This is a genomic window from Streptomyces javensis (genome assembly GCF_039525925.1).
GTDB classification, from domain to species: domain Bacteria; phylum Actinomycetota; class Actinomycetes; order Streptomycetales; family Streptomycetaceae; genus Streptomyces; species Streptomyces asiaticus.
The window spans coordinates 40007-56411 of the sequence record NZ_BAAAIF010000069.1 but is presented as its reverse complement, the minus strand read 5'-3'; the positions used below and the strand labels follow the sequence as shown (position 1 = coordinate 56411).

Sequence of the window (16405 nt, the reverse complement as noted above, 5' to 3'; positions counted from 1 at the left end):
GCCGCCTGACCGGCGAAGCCACCATCTCCTGGCGCGATCCGAAAACCGTCACTAAGCAACCAATTCCGGGATGAAACACTGGGAGAAAACGACCTCTTACCGAGTCCGAACAGCTCCAGCTCAAGGCCGTCCGGACACGCTGCCCCGAACTCGACGCCCTCACCCGCCACGTGCGGTCTTTCGCGATCATGCTCACCGACCGCCAGGGCGAGCGTCTGCCGGACTGGCTCGATGCCGTCCGACAAGACGATCTGCCCAGCCTTCATACCCTCGCCGCCGGCATCGACCGCGACCGTGCTGCCGTCATCGCCGGCCTCACCCTGCCCTGGAACTCGGGTCCTGTCGAAGGCCATGTCAACCGGATCAAGATGCTCAAGCGCCAGATGTTCGGCCGTGCAGGTTGCGCCCTGCTACCTGTTGACTGAACTACCCGCGGCGTTTGCCCAGCTCAGTGACCTGATCATGGATTCGTCGTTGGTCTGGCCGTGGATACCTCGAGAGACCTGGCGTCCCTGGCCGTGCCCCTCGCCGGCGAGTTGGTAGCCACGGATGATCCGTGGGAGCCGTACCGGCTCCTCGATCCGTCCAGGGAGCCTGTCGGCGGCGTCGCCGATTATCTGCAGGGCCTCCAAGGGGTCGGCAGGCCGTCCGCGACAGCACGCTCGTATGGGATGGACCTGCTGCGCTGGTTCCGGTTCCTGTGGGCCGTCGAGGTCCCATGGGAGCGGGCGACGCGCCTTGAGGCTCGGGACTTCTCCCGGTGGCTGCTGGTCGCTGGGCAGCCGACGCGTCCGCACTGGCGCTCGTCGACCACCAGGGTGTGGACCGCGGGTGGAAAGCCGTACGCGGCGTCGGTCCGTGCACACAGCGAGACGGTCCTGCGGGCCTTCTACGACTTCCACCTCGAGGTGGGCACTGGGCCGATCCTCAACCCCTTCCCCCTGCACCGGTCTCGCCGCGGGGGCCGCGCCCATGCACATCACAACCCGATGGAGCCGCACGCCAAGGAGCGTGCCGGGCTCTATCGCCCGACGGTGCCCAAGCGGGTGCCCCGCAGCGTCCCGGACGAAGAGTTCAACGAGCTCTTCGCGCGGCTGCCCTCCCACCGCGACCGGGCTCTGGTCGCCTTCTACGTGTCCACCGGTGCCCGCGCCAGCGAACTGTTGTCGGCCACGCAGGGCGGAGCCGATCCGGGGCGTCAGCTGATCGCAGTGGTCCGCAAGGGCACCCGGGAGGTGCAGGAGCTTCCGGCCTCGACGGACGCGTTCGTCTGGCTGCGGCTCTACCAGTTGGAGATGGACGACGCGATCCCTCTCGGGCGACGGATGCCTCTGTGGTGGACGCTTCGCGCCCCGTCCCGCCCGCTGACCTACCACGCAACTCACCGGATGTTCGAGCGTGTCAACGCGCTCGCCGGAACCTCAGCGACGCTGCACGCGCTGCGGCATACCGCGGCCTACCGGATGGCCGAGGACCCCAGACTGCCGCTCACCGATGTCCAATTCGTCCTCGGACACGCCCAGTTGACCACCACACAGATCTACCTCAACCCTCGGAAGGAGGAGGTGATCCGCCGGGTTCTGGCCCACCATGCTGAGCAGACCCGGCAGGCCGCAGCACGGACCGCCCCGGAACCCGCCGCGGGCTACCGCGCCGAGACCCTCAGCGTCCTGTTCGGCGGTCGGCCATGACAACCGCGACGCTGAAGGCGGCGAGCACGGCGGCGGCCCTGAAGCTGCCGCGCGATCGGTTCCCCGCGAGGACCGTCCCCGGCGGCTGGGCCGCCACCCGGTTGGCGCGGGCGGCGGTTTGGCAGCACACGACCGGCACACCGTTCGTTCTCGCGAACCCCGTGGTCCAGGGCAAGCGGGTCCGGGGCCTGGCCCACTTGCTGGACTGGCTGCAACACCTTCCGGGCGAGTCTTGGCAGCAGCGATGGCTCACCAGCGGCGCCGAGGCCCTGGGCGCTCGGTGGCGACAGGCGCCTCTGCAATGGCTCAGCCGTCGCGGCCGATGCTCCACCTGGTTACCGTCCGAGCTGTCCAACGGCCTGAAGGTCTTGATCTGCGCCGACGCCATCCGTCCCTCGCTGGAGTGGTTGGTGTCCGTGCCCTCCCTGAAAGGGGATCTTGCTCCCGGCCTCGCCCTTGTCCGGGACCCGGACGGGTTCGCGCGGCTGAAAACGCACTGCGAGGGCCGCACCGACCTGTCGGCGTCGTCCCGGCGGCTGATACTGCAGCGAATCGCGGTGATCCTTGCGGCCAAGGGCGGTCTGGTCAACGACATCACCCTCGGCGATGTGCTGGAACTCGCCGATACGGAGACCGCAGTGCGGGCATCGTGGCCCAAGGACCTCCCCGTGTTCTACCGCACGCTGCGGGACCTGGAGATCCTCGGGCGTGAAGCTCCCACGGGCTGGCGCGAGTTGCGCACGGGTGGACAGCGGACCCCGGAGGAGCTGATCGACCGATACCAGATCGAGTGCCGGCCCGTCAGGGATCTGCTCGTGGACTACCTGCGAGAACGCCAGCCCGCACTGGACTACAACAGCCTGCGCGACCTCGCCTACTTCCTTGGCTGTCGTTTCTGGCGGGATCTCGAACTCCACCATCCGGGCATCGACACGCTGCACCTGCCTGCCGATGTCGCCGCCGCCTGGCGGCAGCGCCTGTTGACCAGGGCGGAGGCGATCACTGGGCGAGACGGCGAGAAGTCCGTCGTTCCCGTTCCCCGGATCAGCTTCCGCGAGTGCCTGGTCAAGGTGCGGGCCTTCTACCTGGACCTGTCCCAGTGGGCGATCGAGGATCCCGGACGGTGGGCGCGCTGGGTCGTCCCCTGCCCCGTCAGCCGGGAGGACATCGGGACTCGCAAGCACAAGCGACAGCACAAGGCCCGCATGGATGCCCGCACTCGTGAGCGGCTACCGGTCCTCCCCGTGCTCGTCCGCACGGTCGACCAGCGGCGCAGGACCGCCGAAGCCCTCCTCCAAGCGGCCCGGCGGGCCGAACCCGGAACTGCCTTCACCGTCGGCGACCAGACGCTGACCCGATCCGTCCTGCGTCCCGGCACGACCGCGGCCAGGATCTGGGCGGACGATCCGCGCACCGGCCGGCGCCGGGACCTGGGGCAGGAAGAGGAGTACGCGTTCTGGGCCTGGGCTGTGGTGGAAGTTCTCCGCCTCACCGGTGTCCGCATCGAGGAACTACTCGAGATCAGCCATCACAGCCTGGTGCAGTATCGTCTGCCGACCACAGGCGAGGTCGTGCCGCTGCTGCAGATCGCTCCTTCCAAGACCGACGCGGAACGGCTGCTGGTGGTCAGCCCCGAGCTGGCCGAAGTGCTGTCGACCATCATCAGCAGAATCCGGGAACCCTCCGGGCCGGTCCCGCTGATCCGCGCCTACGACTGGCACGAATGCGTGTGGATGCCGCCGGCTCCGCTGCTGTTCCAGCGTCGGTTCCACACCGAGTGCCGCGCGATCAACCATGGCACCGTCCGCAAGATGCTCAAGGCCGCTCTGGCCAGCACCGGCCTGGTCGACCCGAGCGACGGCCGTCCGCTGAACTACACGCCCCACGACTTCCGCAGGATGTTCATCACCGACGCCGTCATGAACGGTCTGCCTCCACACATCGCCCAAGTGATCGTCGGGCACCGGGATATCAACGTCACCCTCGGCTACAAGGCCGTCTATCCGGACGAGGCCATCCAAGCGCACCTGGCGTTCCTGGCCCGGCGCCGCAGCCAGCGGCCCTCCGAGGAATATCGGGCGCCCACCGACGACGAATGGGAGGAGTTCCTGGGCCACTTCGAGCGGCGCAAGGTCTCCACCGGGCTATGCGGCCGCGCCTACTCGACGCCCTGCATCCATGAGCACGCCTGTCTGCGGTGTTCGATGCACTGGCCCGACCCGGCCCAGCGTGCTCGCATCGTCGAGATCCGCGACAACCTTCTCGCCCGCATCGACGAGGCGGAACGCGAAGGCTGGCTGGGTGAGGTCGAAGGGCTCCAGATCAGCCTCGCCGGCGCCAACGACAAGCTCGCCCAGATCGACCGCCGATCGCCTCAAACCGTCGACCTCGGGATCCCGTCCCCACGGCGACAGGACACCTCAGCAGACCAAGATCACTAGTTCAGAGAATCCGCAAACGCGTCCTGCTGTCCTGACGGTGCTGGGAAGTTCGGCTACAGGCCAACCGCTCGCCGCTCGGGCAAAGCACATGCCGCGGTGCCTCCTGGCATGCGGTGACGATTGTTTGCGACGAGTCGGTACATACCGTGGGCAGCCCATCGCATGGGAGGCAACATGAGCAATGCACCTGCCAGCGCCCAGCCTCCGCCTGCGCTCAACAATGCCTTGGCAACAGCCTGGGCGCCTCCATACACAACGCCCCTTCGAGTCACCCACAGGACTTCATGCTCGGCTCGCGTTGAGGTGACACCAAGAGCTTCCAAGTCCGCGAACTGCCAAGGAATGGTCTCGCAACGAGGCTGTAGGCGTCGCTCAGCGAACCTCACCGAGGTAGAGCAAAAGCCGCAGTCTCCGTCAAAAACGAGTACAGGCTGACTCCTCATCATCGCATCATGCCGCGCTTACAGCAGGGCGGTCGCTCCGCCGACGACTACAGGCCACGAAGCGTCATCGAGCACGGAAGCGATGCTGTTGGTGATCTCTAGGTCGTGAGTCTTTGGCAGAGTCGCTGGAAGTGGCTCGTCGGTCGAGGCTCGCGGGGTGGGGCCGTGCCGGGTGGGAAGCACTCGCTGAGGCGGATGATGTTGGCTCCGGCGGCCGTCAGCACGTGCTGGACGTGAGCTTTGGCCAAGCCTCGGTAGCGGCAGCGGCGGAGTCCATGAGCGTGGACGGTCTCGGAGACAGTGGCCTCGCAGCCCGCGCGGATGGCAAAGCGCCGACGCCACTGATCGGTCTTCTGTTCCTTCCGGACCTTCGTCTGGATCTTCTGCTGGGGCTCTGGCAGAAGGAAGATGTGGCGTCCTTTGCCGTCGACGTTGCCGGTGCACTGAAGCCTGTCCTGGCACTCTCTACAGGCTTTGCGGGGGAAGAGAACCGACAGCCGGGGGTGTCCATCGCCAAGAGTGGACTTCCACGGCGGGCTGGTCACACCGCGCGGACAGGTCAGGGTGCGGGCCTGCCAGTCGATGCGGAAGTCCTCTTTGGCAAAACCCGGCCGTTGACAGGCACGGGGATCGTCGCGGACCGGACCGAGCAGTCCGATGCCCCACTGCTGTTCGGTGCGGTGGATGCTGTCCGGAGTGACGTAGCCACCGTCGAGGACGTGCTCTGCCGGCTGGAAGCCCTGCTCGGTCAGGCCCTGGTGGATGCGGTCGAGAGCATCGATGTCCTGTTCCGGTGCCGGCCGGGTTACGACCTGCACGATCACGTTCGGGCCGGGGCGGTCACAGGTTTCACTCTGGTGGTCGCGGTAGCCGATCCAGTCGCGCTGTCCGGCTGCTGTGACCTTCTGGCTGTAACGGGCCTCGGGATCATGCGGGGTAACGATCTCCATACTGGACCATGGCACTCGTGCCGAGGTGGGATCAGGCCGACCGTCTGCCTTGGTCTTGCCGGTGTTCCTCTGGTCGGTTGCCCGTCGGCTGGCCCGGTCGCGCGTGGATTTCGGTCCGCGCCAGCGCAGTTGGCCATCGCCGTCGTACCAGTACTGCTGAACCCAGACCTGCCGCAATACCTGCACGGCGGGCAGCTCCCGCAGTCCGGGCGGCGCCTCGTCCTGGTAGACGGCCCGCAGAATGTGCATGCCGTCCTCGCCGACCTTCAGGACGTAGTCGATCAGCGCGTCCCCGCCGCGAGGCAGCCGGTCATAACGCACTGGCCGGCCATAGCGGTCTGCCCAGTCCCGGGTGACGAGCCGGGCCAGCCATTCCTCACCGTGCTCCGAGAGCTCCTCCAGCGCGGTCCGTAAGGTCTCGGCGACCAGTTCTCCCCTGTTCAGGCGACGGACCGCAGCGAGCACATGGGTGGAGTCCGTCCGCACCCGGCCGCGGCGTTTGACCAGCCCGGCCGCCACAAGATGGTCGACCATCGCAGCCAGCAGCCGGTCGGCCCGGTCGCCCTGGGCCATCCGGTCCCTGAATTCGCTGAGTACTGAGAAGTCGAACCCCGGATCATCCAGCTCCAGGCCCAGGCAGTACTTCCAATCGAGACGGCACCGCACGGCCTCAGCGGCGTGCCGGTCGGTCAAGTTCTCGGCGTACTGCAGCACGGACACCAACGCGAGCCGGGCTGGTGACAGCCCCTTTCTCCCGTCAGCCGGATACCAGTCCGCGAAGTCCTCATCGACGAACAGTTCATCCAGCCGGTCCCGCACCCACATCGCGGCCGTGCCTCGCGGGTTGCTCGCCCGAGCCATCCGCACCGTCAACGGCGGAACCACCCGCCCCGCACCCGAGCCCATCGCCATCGCGGCCCTCCGACCGCTCGATCCGCCCCGCTCAGACAAGAGCAGCACACCCACAACCAAGCGAGAACGGAAGACCGCACAGCTTCACCCCAACGAGCGAAGATCACCAACAGCATCCGGAAGCTGAGCCAGAACCACGACTCGTGAACAAAGCCAGTGCGGGATGGCCCAGCACGCGCTCCAGCAGCTTCCACGTCGTCCCGTAGGGCATGTCCGGTGCTGCGGCATCGACCGCCTCCAGGCTCGGCCCGTGGGGGACGTTGTAGTCGGCCTCGACCACGGCCAGCGCGGCCGCATCGGCAGCGAGTTCGTCCAGCAGGGACGCGCTCGGCATCACCATGCCGAGGCCCTCGCGGACCGGATAGGCCAGCACGACCCTTCCGGCCTCCGTGTCCCACCGGTACAGCACCCACCCCTCACGCAGATCCCCGCCGCGGAATGCGGAAGGCCGGGTGGCCACCGTTTCCCGCAGGAGACGCACGTGCTGGCCACCGGGCTTCTCAGAGTGCCTGAACAGCAACGAATCCCCCTCAACTTTTCGATCCTTGTGGACTGTGTCCAGGGTGGGCTCACCGGAGGTGCTGGAGCCAGACAGCGATGACGTCGCCCGGCAGCGGCGCTTCGATGCCGGGCAGCACAAGACAGCGGCTCAGAGACCAGCGGACAGGACGTTCACCGCATGGTGCGGTGCCGGGTGAACGACCTCTACACCGCAGCCCGGGCGTGGCCCTGAAGCGGCCAGCGCGGGCCCGTTGCCGCATCTCGGCACCATACGTACTGGCGCTCGGGTTCCACGGTCATGCCGAAGTCGTACAGGGTCGGCTCCCCTGCGGCCAGCCACCAGTCCCAGACAGGCTCCAGCTCGTCGGCCAGGCGCCGCGGCCCGCCCTGATAGGCGGCGGCCTCAGCCAGACCTCGAGCCCGATCAGGAACAGCCCGCCGAGCACCATCAGGTCGAACGCCAGATGGGTGCCGGTGACCGGGGGCCGCCGCGCGGGAGGCGCCTGGTTCAGCCCCTCGATGACCGTGCTGGGGCTGAAGCCGACGAGCAGGGACAGACCGTATGGGATCTCCAGACCGCCCATGAGGCCATGGTCGCCCGCGAACCGCCCACGGTGAGCGGCACATGACCGGCCTCCATGGCAGCGAGCTTGACCGGCTGGTAGTCGGCCACGAAGCGGGCGATCCAGTCGCCCACCACGAGCTGGACCGGCGTGACGACGGCGCCGAGGATGCTGTGCGGCCCGACGGGAGGCGACCTGTGGGGGCGCGGTCGCGGGGGCCGTCGATGGGAGCGTCGCTGAGTGCCTGGGTCAGAATGTCCCACTGGTCGTCAGAGGGGTGCCGCTGTCGCAGTTGTCGACGAGGGCGAGGACATCTTCGCGCTTGATGACGTCGTACTCGTCGCCGCGGTCGAGCTCGTTATTTGCCGCCTGCGTACGAAACAAGCACGCGACGTGATCCGTGCAAAGCAGCTCGCAGATTCGTATGTGGCCGCTTGCGACGCCATCACGGCCCGCGTCCTGGAGATCTACGCCGGTCAGGAGTCCATCGAGCCCCGGTGAACGCCTGACGGGGCAGTGGGGCGTGGACTACTGTTCTTCGCCCCGTCGTCAGACCAGCGGAGGCAGAGCGCGAGAGGGGCGGTTCGATGCAGGTACGGCTGAGGAGGGCCCGGATGGCGCGGCGGCGGCCGGCGCCACAGAGAGTTCATCAGCGTCCGCCCGCGGGTCGGGGTGGCTCATCTCGCCGCGCCCGCGGCGACTGGTTGAACTCTTGGGGCACTTTCATCTCGGCTATCGCAGCCGCTATCGGTCTCCTGGTGAGCGGGGTTGCGACCTGGGCGGCAGTCGAAGCCTTGAACGAGCAGCGAGCGGATGCGAGGCAGGAAGACGAGTTGCGGGCGCGTGAGCAAGCGTCGCAGGTGTCCGTGTGGTTAGAGGACGATGGAAGCCCCTTTGACGGCGTGGTGGCGGTTGCCAACTATTCTGTTTACCCCATCGAAAGGTGGGGACTCTATTTCCTCATAGATTCGGACCCCGCCCGGGACAGAGAGAGCTGGAATGGATCTCCAACGTCAATAGGGATAGGGAAATCGATTCCGCCATGCACCCGGGCGTTGATCGACTTGACCAAATTCAGGCGGGGCGTAGATTTGAACGACAGCAGCCTGGACCCGAGTCGCAAAATAAACGCCCGGGGGATTGTTTTTATGGACGCACAGGGGGAGGAGTGGCATCGCGGAATTACCGATGAATTCTCAGAAATTGAGCCCGGCCTCCGGAGCGGCTGGGTGGGCGATTCGGCGGAGTCTCGCGCCATTTCGTTTGAGAGCGAGCGACTAACGGGGTGTTCGCGGTAATCCCATTCAGTGGGCATGGTTAAGCCCCCTCTCCTCGGGCGCTTGGAGCCTCGCCGAACGCCACACTGCCCTGTGGTTCAGCCCGAAGGAAGCGCAGAACAGGTACGACCTGAGTGAGGACACCCGCGGCAAGGGCCTGCGGGAATTCGCGGATGCCGGGCTCGTGATGACCAAGCGCCGCGCCATCAACCCCATGGACTTCGACGTCGTCCACATGCGCAACGTCCACTACCTCAAGCTCGACAGGCTGAACGAGACCGCGCCCCTCAGCCCGAAACGACGCTTCGTGCGCGTTCCCAAGAAGCGCGCTGCCACCGATCAGTGATGCCGCGCGACGCCCACAAGACCTCACCTGAGGCTGCGGATGCATCCCGCATGTAACGGATCTTCCCCCCGGTGAACAACTTGATCAGATGCCGTCCCCGGGCGCCTCTGGGACGCGACTTTGATCACCGACGGATGTGTACGGTCACCTGAACACCGCCTGCGGTGGCTCCGACACCAGCTACGACTGCCGCTAGCCCTTCGTGCCCAGACAGGCCGAGGACGACGACCACGGTGATGGTCACGAGAGCGACAACGGCCGGGATCCAGGGGGCCACACGGCTGGGGTACCCCGGATCTGGGGTACCGTCGAGAGAAGCCACGGTGCGTGAAGTCCTTCCTTCTGCGAGGTGGGTGGGACGGCGCAGCCTCTGGCACGACAGGGAAGTTTTAGGTCAGCCGCCAAGCATGGGCCTGCAACTTCCCTTTGTCGTAACCAGACTTCGGCCTGCTTCACTAACGGTACCGACATGACCGACACAGCCGTTCCGTCCGATACCCCGGCCCTTGGCCCCAGACGGCGACCGGGGGGAACGATGTGGCAGTGACCCGCTATCGTCTGCTCCCTTCGTGGTCCGCTGCCACCCCGGAAAGGCGTCCTTGCAGGTCAGCCATATGAAACGGCCTGAATTTCCAACAGAGAAGCGTTTCTTCCCCCACCTCCGGACAGGTGCGAATTGATCCGCTTCGACCTGCTGCCCCGTGGGATAGAACACACGGGTGGGTCCCGCAGGGAACTCATACTGAAGGTCTGGCCCTCGTGACGACCATCTTGATGAGCTCCACCAGCTCGGCAACCAGCAGTGAACTCCACGGTTAATGACGTCGTCCATGGACTGTCGATGAGCCCAACACCCTCGTCGAAGAACCGGTCGCGGTTCGGATATGCGGTTGACCTTGGCGAGATCTCGCACGAGTGCACGAGACGCGCGGGCGGAACCCTGATGCCCGCCGCGATGTCCCGGGGGACATGGACACGGATCTGATCAACACGGCAGCCAGCGCCGCCGGTGCCGTGGCTCTCCTGTTCCTCGGGGCATGGGAGAGCGACAGACGAACCCGTCGGACGGAGGCCCGCAAGGAAGCGGCCGCGGACCGGGCGGTGCTGGAAGCCCAGGCGGACGAACTGATCGCGGCGGTGCTGGCGGTGAGAGTGGCAGGCGATGCCCATGACCACGTGTGGGGCGGATGGCGGGCGAGAGCGACGGTCGCCCTGAGGGCGGCGATCCGAGGAGGCGCGGGGTACGTCCGGTCCGGGCAGCGGGGATTCCCGGCCGTCCTCACCGGTTACGGCGACGCGGCCAGGGTGATTGGCCAGTGGGACCGGGAGAGCGCAGCGTCGGCGGCCAGGCTGGCGGCGCCGCTCAGCCGACTCGGGGCAGCGGCCGCGCCGTTGCTCAGGCGCCAGGAGCCGGAGCTGAAGGCGGCAGTGGGGGAGGTGTTCACGGCGGTCGCCGAACACTACGCCGACGAGGACCGGGCGGCCCGGGCGCTGGCGGCGTTCCATGAGGCGTTGCGCCCCGTCCTGGAGCCGCCGACTGTCCGTCGGCGCCGATGGGCTTGGCGCTGGGGCTCGTCGCGGTAACGATGCGCTGGCGGTGCGGCAGTCGTGCGTCCGGCAGCTGCTCGCTGCGCCCGCCACTCGGGGGCGCGCGGCGCTTCGAGGGGGCGCGCGGCGCTTCGAGGGGGCGCGCACGTAATCGGATGCGCACACTCCGTTAGAAATTCAGGTTTGCCGATTCACATACGACGTTCGGCCATCGCTAGTAGGGCAGAGGGCGCGATCAGTCGTTCCTCGGGCGCGCCAGCCACAGGCTGGAAGCACCTCAGTGCAGCTTCCGGATCAGGTTCAAGAAGGCGCCCAAGAGGAACGTAAAGATGACCCACGAGGCGAACCGCAAGAGCCAGAAAAAGGCATAGACTCCCTGACCTGCACCAGTCCTCATGTCCAGCGTGCACTGCTCTGTACCACTGGCGGCACCGAATACGTAGAACACTTTATTCAGGCCGATGGCGAACTGATTGACCAAGTTGCAGTTGCACCCATTCGTTGCATCAAACCAGTGTGCGAACACGCCTGCGGAGAAAGTGACGGTCAGCAAGACCGGTACCCACACGAGGAAAAGAAGACTTACCCGGTAACCGTACCCATTCAGTGCGCGCAGGATATGAAGCCCAGCCTTGCTTACACAGTTTCCCGCATCTTCGGTCTTGGCGAGATGATTCTGCTGCGCGATCAGCACATTGCGTGCATCTTTATCCCTTCCGGAATCGCGATAGGAAAGAGCGAGCCGCTCGTACGGGTGGGCGCAATAATCTGGGTCATGATGCCAGCGCAGAAGGTGTTTCCAGTCGTCCCGTTGACTGGCATTGGTGCCTCTGATTTTACGGGTCCTGCTGAACTCGGCACCGTCAAGCTTGATCTTCTTTGCGGTGTCAGTGTCACACTTCCCGCGCAGATTGTTGCATATCGCGTCAGCTGGAAGTATAAGGCGAGCGACGCGAGAATCTTCAAGATTCAAGATGATGCGACCATCTTCATTTACCATGTGGATTTCCCTGAGGTCGAGGGAAATCCCGAGTTCGGCGCCGAGGAAGCCGAGCACCCCCTCTTGCTTCCGGCTCCCTCGATACGTTCCACCGACCAACGTGGTCCGCTCGCCGACGTGCAGGTGATCAGCACGGACCGCTGAGTCACTTGTGGACGTCAGGTGGGTGTCTTCCTGGCGGTCCCTGCGCTCCATGCTGATCCGGCCGAACACGAGCGCGATCCCGACTTCGGCCCCCAGCAGTTTGATCGCGGTGTCCCTTGAGGTGACCTCGATGCCTCCGAAGAACATGCTGCCGCGGACTCTGAGCCCGTTCCCCTGAAAGCCGTGACCCACACTGTTCTTCACCGTGCTCATTCGGCAGTCCACCAACCCTCCAGTGACATACGCACCCGAAAGTTGGATCGCTCCCTTCTCGGCGCTCTCCTTATCCCTGCTCTGTACCTCTTTACTTCCCTTCGTCTCGACTGTCATTTCGTCAAGAAGGAGGTTTCGGACGCGGATCCCCTCCCCGGAGAACGCTGGCCCTTCGTTGGATTCTAGGTGCGCCCCGGTGCATATCAGGTCTCCTTTAATTCTTGCACCGTCAAGCAACACTCCATTGGTGACAGTGAATGCCTGCGGCTTGCGTCCTTTGTGCACCTCGAACCTGCCGAGGGACACGTCCTGGGTTACGTGGAGTCCGCGCGCATCGAGGGATTCCAACCGGCTTCCATCCAGGGCTACCCGGGCGAGACGGGCGTTGCGCATAATCACCGGGTGCAAGAAGTAGCATCCCTTCAGGTGCAGTGATGCAGGCGAATTCACATCCTCCAGATTCAGCTCACCATGTACCACGGCTCCTTGTATCTCAACAGGCCGGGTGAACGGCGTCGCCACCAAGAGACGCTCCCGTATCAATTCAGCTGGGACAGCGAACTCTGGCATGGATTGGACCTCCTCGAGAAGGGCGTGGGGAAGCCTGCTATAAACCAGTGGGCGACCTTCTGTAAATGATCTCCACAGCTCCTGCTCGCCGGGCATAATCCCAGGGTAGGGACCCAAGCAGGGGAACGCATCTCGCAGTGAGTTGCCGACTTGAGGTAATCCGTACGTGACGCGGCGAGTTCCGACAGATTGCGGGCGGTGCGGCCCCCGGTGTTTCGGATACAGGGGGCCGCGCCGTTCTTACGGAGCCGTCGGCAGGCTGGAACGGATACCGACCGCCGCAGGACTGATGGTCCGGTGCACCCGGCGAGTCCCGTGCACGGACGCCATCGGTCGTACCGGTAGAGTCGCCTTGGCGATCAGCTCGTGCATCGCGTCTTTCGCTTGCGCCTCCAGCTCGCGCACCTCCGGGATCCCGCCCTCCCGCGAGCGCCTCAGCAGCGCACAGTACTCATCACGCAGCACCTTCCGGTACAGCTCATTGAGCACAGGGTTCATCCACTCGGTGGTGCGGGCGAATTCCTCGTCGGTCTTCGGAAAGCCGCAGACTCTGATCCACGCCCTGAGCCAGGGCGTCAGGCTCAGACCGAAGACCCCGCACGCCTCCAGGAAGGCCACGTACTGCCGGAGGTCGCGCGGAATGGTCCGCGCGGTGACGATCATGTGCGCAGTGCTGTGCGACACCCAGTTCTTCGTGTCCCGCTCGATCCAGCGGAACGGCGGCCGCCCGGCATACGCCCACTGATCACGCATTGCTCCACAGAGATCCGCCCGGTTGCGGGCCAAGTGCGGTTTCGCCTGGACGGTCGAGCGGCGCTCGCGGAGCTTGTGCTCGGCCACCGCACGCTCCGCCTGGATGTGGAGGGCAGCGATCCGCCTCAGATCGCTGCCCTTCGTCAGGTCGTGGCAAGCCGACGCATAGGCGAACGCCAGCGGGAACGGCGGCAGGTACTTGCCGCTGGCCGCCCGCTTCAACTGCGCGGCTGAGTATGGCACCAGCTCGGCAAGCTCGGCATACGTCAGATCCGCCGCACACCGTAGCGCCCGCAGCCAGTGCGCGAACGCGGCCAGCTCCGGCACGGTGTCGTCGACGGGAGTCTCGGGACGTCCCATGCCGCCCCTCAGCTGCCCGCACCGTTGTTCAGCGCCGCCTGAAGGAAGCGGTGCACCAGACGACGGCTCCGCAGCCTCACGCTCGCCGAGACCAGCACAGCGACGGCGATAGCGCCGCTGGCCGACAGCAGCACCACGATGTCCCTGACACTCATGTGCGCGACGATCCGCAGGATGACCGTGGCGGCGATGAAGCCCAGCACTACCAGGGCTCGCGCCATGTCGAAGCCGTACGCGGCCGACGACGAGGCGGATGCCTCGTGATTACCGTTCATGGAAAAGTCCTCTGCACCAAGGGGGCGGCGCCACCGCGGCCACCGCCCCGCTCCCTGTCCTCTTGCTGCTGACTCCTCGAACCCGGGGGACCACGCGGGAGCTTGGCTGGCCCCCGAAATCCGCGGTCACGAGTCCGTGGCGGAGGCCGGTCACGAGCCGATTGGCATTCGGCCCAGGCGTGACGTCGGTCCTCCAATCCCCTAGCCTTCCAGCAAATCGCCTCGGAAACGGACGACTTACGGATTGGCTCATATTCCGTCTAAGTTGGAGCGCTGAAGGCCGCACACGCTTGACCTCGGGGTTCACCACGCCGTCGCGGGTTGGCTCATCATCTGTCCAGCTTCAAGACCCGCTCTTCTGGTGCGCCGTATCTACACTCACATCTAGTAAGTGGCGGGTGAATGCGCGAACTCGGTTCGCGAGCACCTTGCACCACACCCCCTGTATTGCTGCTGACTCCAACAGTCCGGGGAAAAGGATGAGGGTCGCGTTTGGCACGCGGCCGCGGTTCGGGGGCCTCCGCCTGGCAGCGGGGAGCCCCCGATCCGGAAGACACCGGCTGGCCGCCTGCCGCCGACGGGACCTCAGCCGACCTGCAGTTCCGGCGCCCAGGGCACCCCAGCCATCCCGGCACAGCACAAAGTACGCCGCGAGTACGAGAACTGCGTCAGCGCCTCCCGACGGCTACATTCGGACCTTGATCAATCTCAGCGCCAACCACGGTTCGATTGATCTCCAGGGCCGTCTGCGTCCCTATCCAGTCACCGCAGGGAGGACAGAGCCGCCTGGGCGCCGTCGCCACCATAGAGCCCCGTCCCATTGCCAGACAGCGGGAGATCCCGGTACTGCCGTGTCAGGGCCACACGGCTCCGGGAGGACAACCGGCTCAAGGGCCCGCCACAGCCGCTATTCCTGAGCGGGCTGAGAGAGGACAGCCGTCAACCACCACAGCGTGCGCAGGGTCGATATCCAGCATCTTGTGCTTCGCCGACCGGTGTCCACTCGGCATTGTTGACGTGTCGGCTGTCTCCGCTGATGAGTCCGCAGCCCTCATCGCGGTTGAGGTTCCCCCGAGATGCGGGGAGGGGTGACAGGGGGTCAGATGGGTCTCATGAGGGCGACGGTGGCCTGCTGCTGGTGCGCCTGCTCAAGAAGATCAGCCCAGGTTCTCTCGGGGATTCCGGGCCGTAGGCCCGTCAATCTGGTGAGCCACAGGCCGGCGTGGGATTGCAGAAGTTGTTCGGTGGTGCGGTATTCGATGACCGTTCCGCAATCCAGTGCGAGCTCAGGGGTGTCCGTGCATGCACCGGGCCACGAGGCAAGCGCCTCGGTGTGCGCGGGGCACAGATGGAGGAGCCAAGCCGGTCCGTCGCCAGTGTCGGGGCCCTGACGCAGCGCCGTGCCGGATGTGGAGCAGTCCAGGACGGTTGGTAGTCCGGTGACCTCTCTTCCTGCGCCCGGCCGACGGCCCACCGGCGCGTCGGACTCCCGAGGGACAACGTGCCGGTAGGCACCCAGGTACGGAAGCGAGCAGGAGATCTCGTACGGCAACGACTCGGCCAGATGCAGGACGGGCTCCAACAGGTGGTCCCAGAACGGGTCCATGCCCTCTTCGGAGACCACGGTCAGCCGGCACCCGTCGGCTTCCTCCCTGCTTCTGCGTCGACCGTCGACTTCCTGGTGCGTGACGTTGTAGTAGGCCCCCTTCAAGCCCGCCAGCAGCAGTTCGCGCTGCTCCTCGCCGAACTGCTGCTCCTTGGCACCGCGGGCCGCACGCAGCCGGCTCGACGGGATGGAGAACGCCTCCTGCAGCTGGCCGAGGGTGGGCTCGGTGGATGCGAGCTGCTTCACCACGCTCCGGTTCAGCGGGGGTCGGCCGGAAACGAGCCGGTCCAGGACCGTGATACCGAGCAGCGCACTCGCGCTTGCGTACCACCAGGTGATCTCGCTGATCTGCCGCTCGTACTGGGCAGCAGGCTCGCTCACCTCGTCCACGGCCGCAACGTGGTAGCGAAACCCGCCGTCCTCCGTGTAGCCCTCGGCCACCTCCAACCGGGTCATGGCACGGCTGGCCTGGACGCGAGCCGCCTCCCACTCCTGCTCCAGATCCACACACGCTCGGTTCAATGAACGCAGCGTCTCCCACTCCACCTCGCTCAACGGCCCAAGATCCTGCAGATCAGGAAAACGCAGCGATCCCACCCTGTCCCCTCCCAATCCGAGCCCGGAGCGATGAACCTACTCTGTACCACCCGCCCGGGGAGTGGATCCCGACGAAGCGTCTGCGACCGATATGAGCGGGCGCTGTCGATGTGAGGTCGCCCCGCCTCGTCCCCCGACCTCGGTCTGGTCCACGCGGTGGTGTGCTCCCGGCGCGCCCAGCCTTCGGCAGCAGGCACATCACCGTCCTGAGGAAG

General features: G+C 65.9%; 13 protein-coding genes and 1 pseudogene. 5 read left to right on the top strand and 9 right to left on the bottom strand.

Annotated elements, in window-relative coordinates; genetic code table 11:
* Positions 1-95 precede the first annotated feature (95 nt).
* The 3 genes and pseudogenes from ABD329_RS38730 to ABD329_RS38720 all read left to right on the top strand — a co-directional run.
* Positions 96-425, top strand: a pseudogene (locus ABD329_RS38730) (transposase); the annotation flags it as partial.
* 246 nt (positions 426-671) lie between these two features.
* A complete protein-coding gene (locus tag ABD329_RS38725; protein WP_198276808.1) occupies positions 672-1691 on the top strand; it encodes a tyrosine-type recombinase/integrase in 1020 nt (339 codons plus the stop codon).
* 197 nt (positions 1692-1888) lie between these two features.
* Positions 1889-4132, top strand: a complete 2244-nt coding sequence (locus ABD329_RS38720; protein ID WP_246618399.1) for a site-specific integrase — start codon at positions 1889-1891, stop codon at positions 4130-4132.
* Between the two features lie 53 nt (positions 4133-4185).
* Here ABD329_RS38720 and ABD329_RS38715 read toward each other — a convergent pair whose 3' ends face one another.
* The 5 genes from ABD329_RS38715 to ABD329_RS38695 all read right to left on the bottom strand — a co-directional run bounded on the left by ABD329_RS38715 (position 4186) and on the right by ABD329_RS38695 (position 7635).
* Positions 4186-4575, bottom strand: coding sequence for a thiol-disulfide oxidoreductase DCC family protein (locus tag ABD329_RS38715; RefSeq protein WP_198276825.1), 390 nt, complete (start codon positions 4573-4575; stop codon positions 4186-4188).
* Between the two features lie 98 nt (positions 4576-4673).
* Positions 4674-6437 (bottom strand): IS1182 family transposase, encoded by a 1764-nt coding sequence (locus ABD329_RS38710; RefSeq protein ID WP_198276810.1) that lies wholly within the window; start codon positions 6435-6437, stop codon positions 4674-4676.
* Positions 6438-6540: 103 nt separating this feature from the next.
* The gene (locus ABD329_RS38705; RefSeq protein ID WP_198276811.1) at positions 6541-6957 is read right to left on the bottom strand and encodes a hypothetical protein; all 417 of its coding nucleotides are present in this window, start codon (positions 6955-6957) and stop codon (positions 6541-6543) included.
* 277 nt (positions 6958-7234) lie between these two features.
* Complete coding sequence (locus ABD329_RS38700) at positions 7235-7522, bottom strand: cytochrome ubiquinol oxidase subunit I (protein WP_281404634.1); 288 nt, start codon at positions 7520-7522, stop codon at positions 7235-7237.
* On the bottom strand, positions 7447-7635 hold the full coding sequence (locus ABD329_RS38695) for a hypothetical protein (protein ID WP_344317605.1): 189 nt from the start codon (positions 7633-7635) through the stop codon (positions 7447-7449). The genes ABD329_RS38700 and ABD329_RS38695 overlap by 76 nt, the downstream gene beginning before the upstream one ends.
* A 1327-nt stretch (positions 7636-8962) precedes the next feature.
* Between ABD329_RS38695 and ABD329_RS38690 the strand changes: the two genes are divergently transcribed.
* Together ABD329_RS38690 and ABD329_RS38685 are read left to right on the top strand one after the other, a co-directional pair.
* The gene (locus ABD329_RS38690; RefSeq protein WP_344317604.1) at positions 8963-9124 is read left to right on the top strand and encodes a hypothetical protein; all 162 of its coding nucleotides are present in this window, start codon (positions 8963-8965) and stop codon (positions 9122-9124) included.
* A gap of 969 nt (positions 9125-10093) precedes the next feature.
* Positions 10094-10708: a hypothetical protein gene (locus ABD329_RS38685; protein ID WP_198276813.1), complete on the top strand. Its 615-nt coding sequence runs from the start codon at positions 10094-10096 to the stop codon at positions 10706-10708.
* A 241-nt stretch (positions 10709-10949) separates the two neighbouring features.
* Here ABD329_RS38685 and ABD329_RS38680 read toward each other — a convergent pair whose 3' ends face one another.
* From ABD329_RS38680 to ABD329_RS38665, 4 genes are all read right to left on the bottom strand, one after another.
* The gene (locus ABD329_RS38680; RefSeq protein WP_198276814.1) at positions 10950-12599 is read right to left on the bottom strand and encodes a hypothetical protein; all 1650 of its coding nucleotides are present in this window, start codon (positions 12597-12599) and stop codon (positions 10950-10952) included.
* A gap of 240 nt (positions 12600-12839) precedes the next feature.
* On the bottom strand, positions 12840-13712 hold the full coding sequence (locus tag ABD329_RS38675; RefSeq protein ID WP_198276815.1) for a helix-turn-helix domain-containing protein: 873 nt from the start codon (positions 13710-13712) through the stop codon (positions 12840-12842).
* Between the two features lie 8 nt (positions 13713-13720).
* Positions 13721-13987 carry a hypothetical protein gene (locus ABD329_RS38670; RefSeq protein WP_198276816.1) on the bottom strand — a complete coding sequence of 89 codons (267 nt, stop codon included), beginning with the start codon at positions 13985-13987 and terminating at the stop codon, positions 13721-13723.
* Positions 13988-15086: 1099 nt separating this feature from the next.
* The gene (locus ABD329_RS38665; RefSeq protein WP_198276817.1) at positions 15087-16100 is read right to left on the bottom strand and encodes a hypothetical protein; all 1014 of its coding nucleotides are present in this window, start codon (positions 16098-16100) and stop codon (positions 15087-15089) included.
* Between the last annotated feature and the right edge of the window lie 305 nt (positions 16101-16405).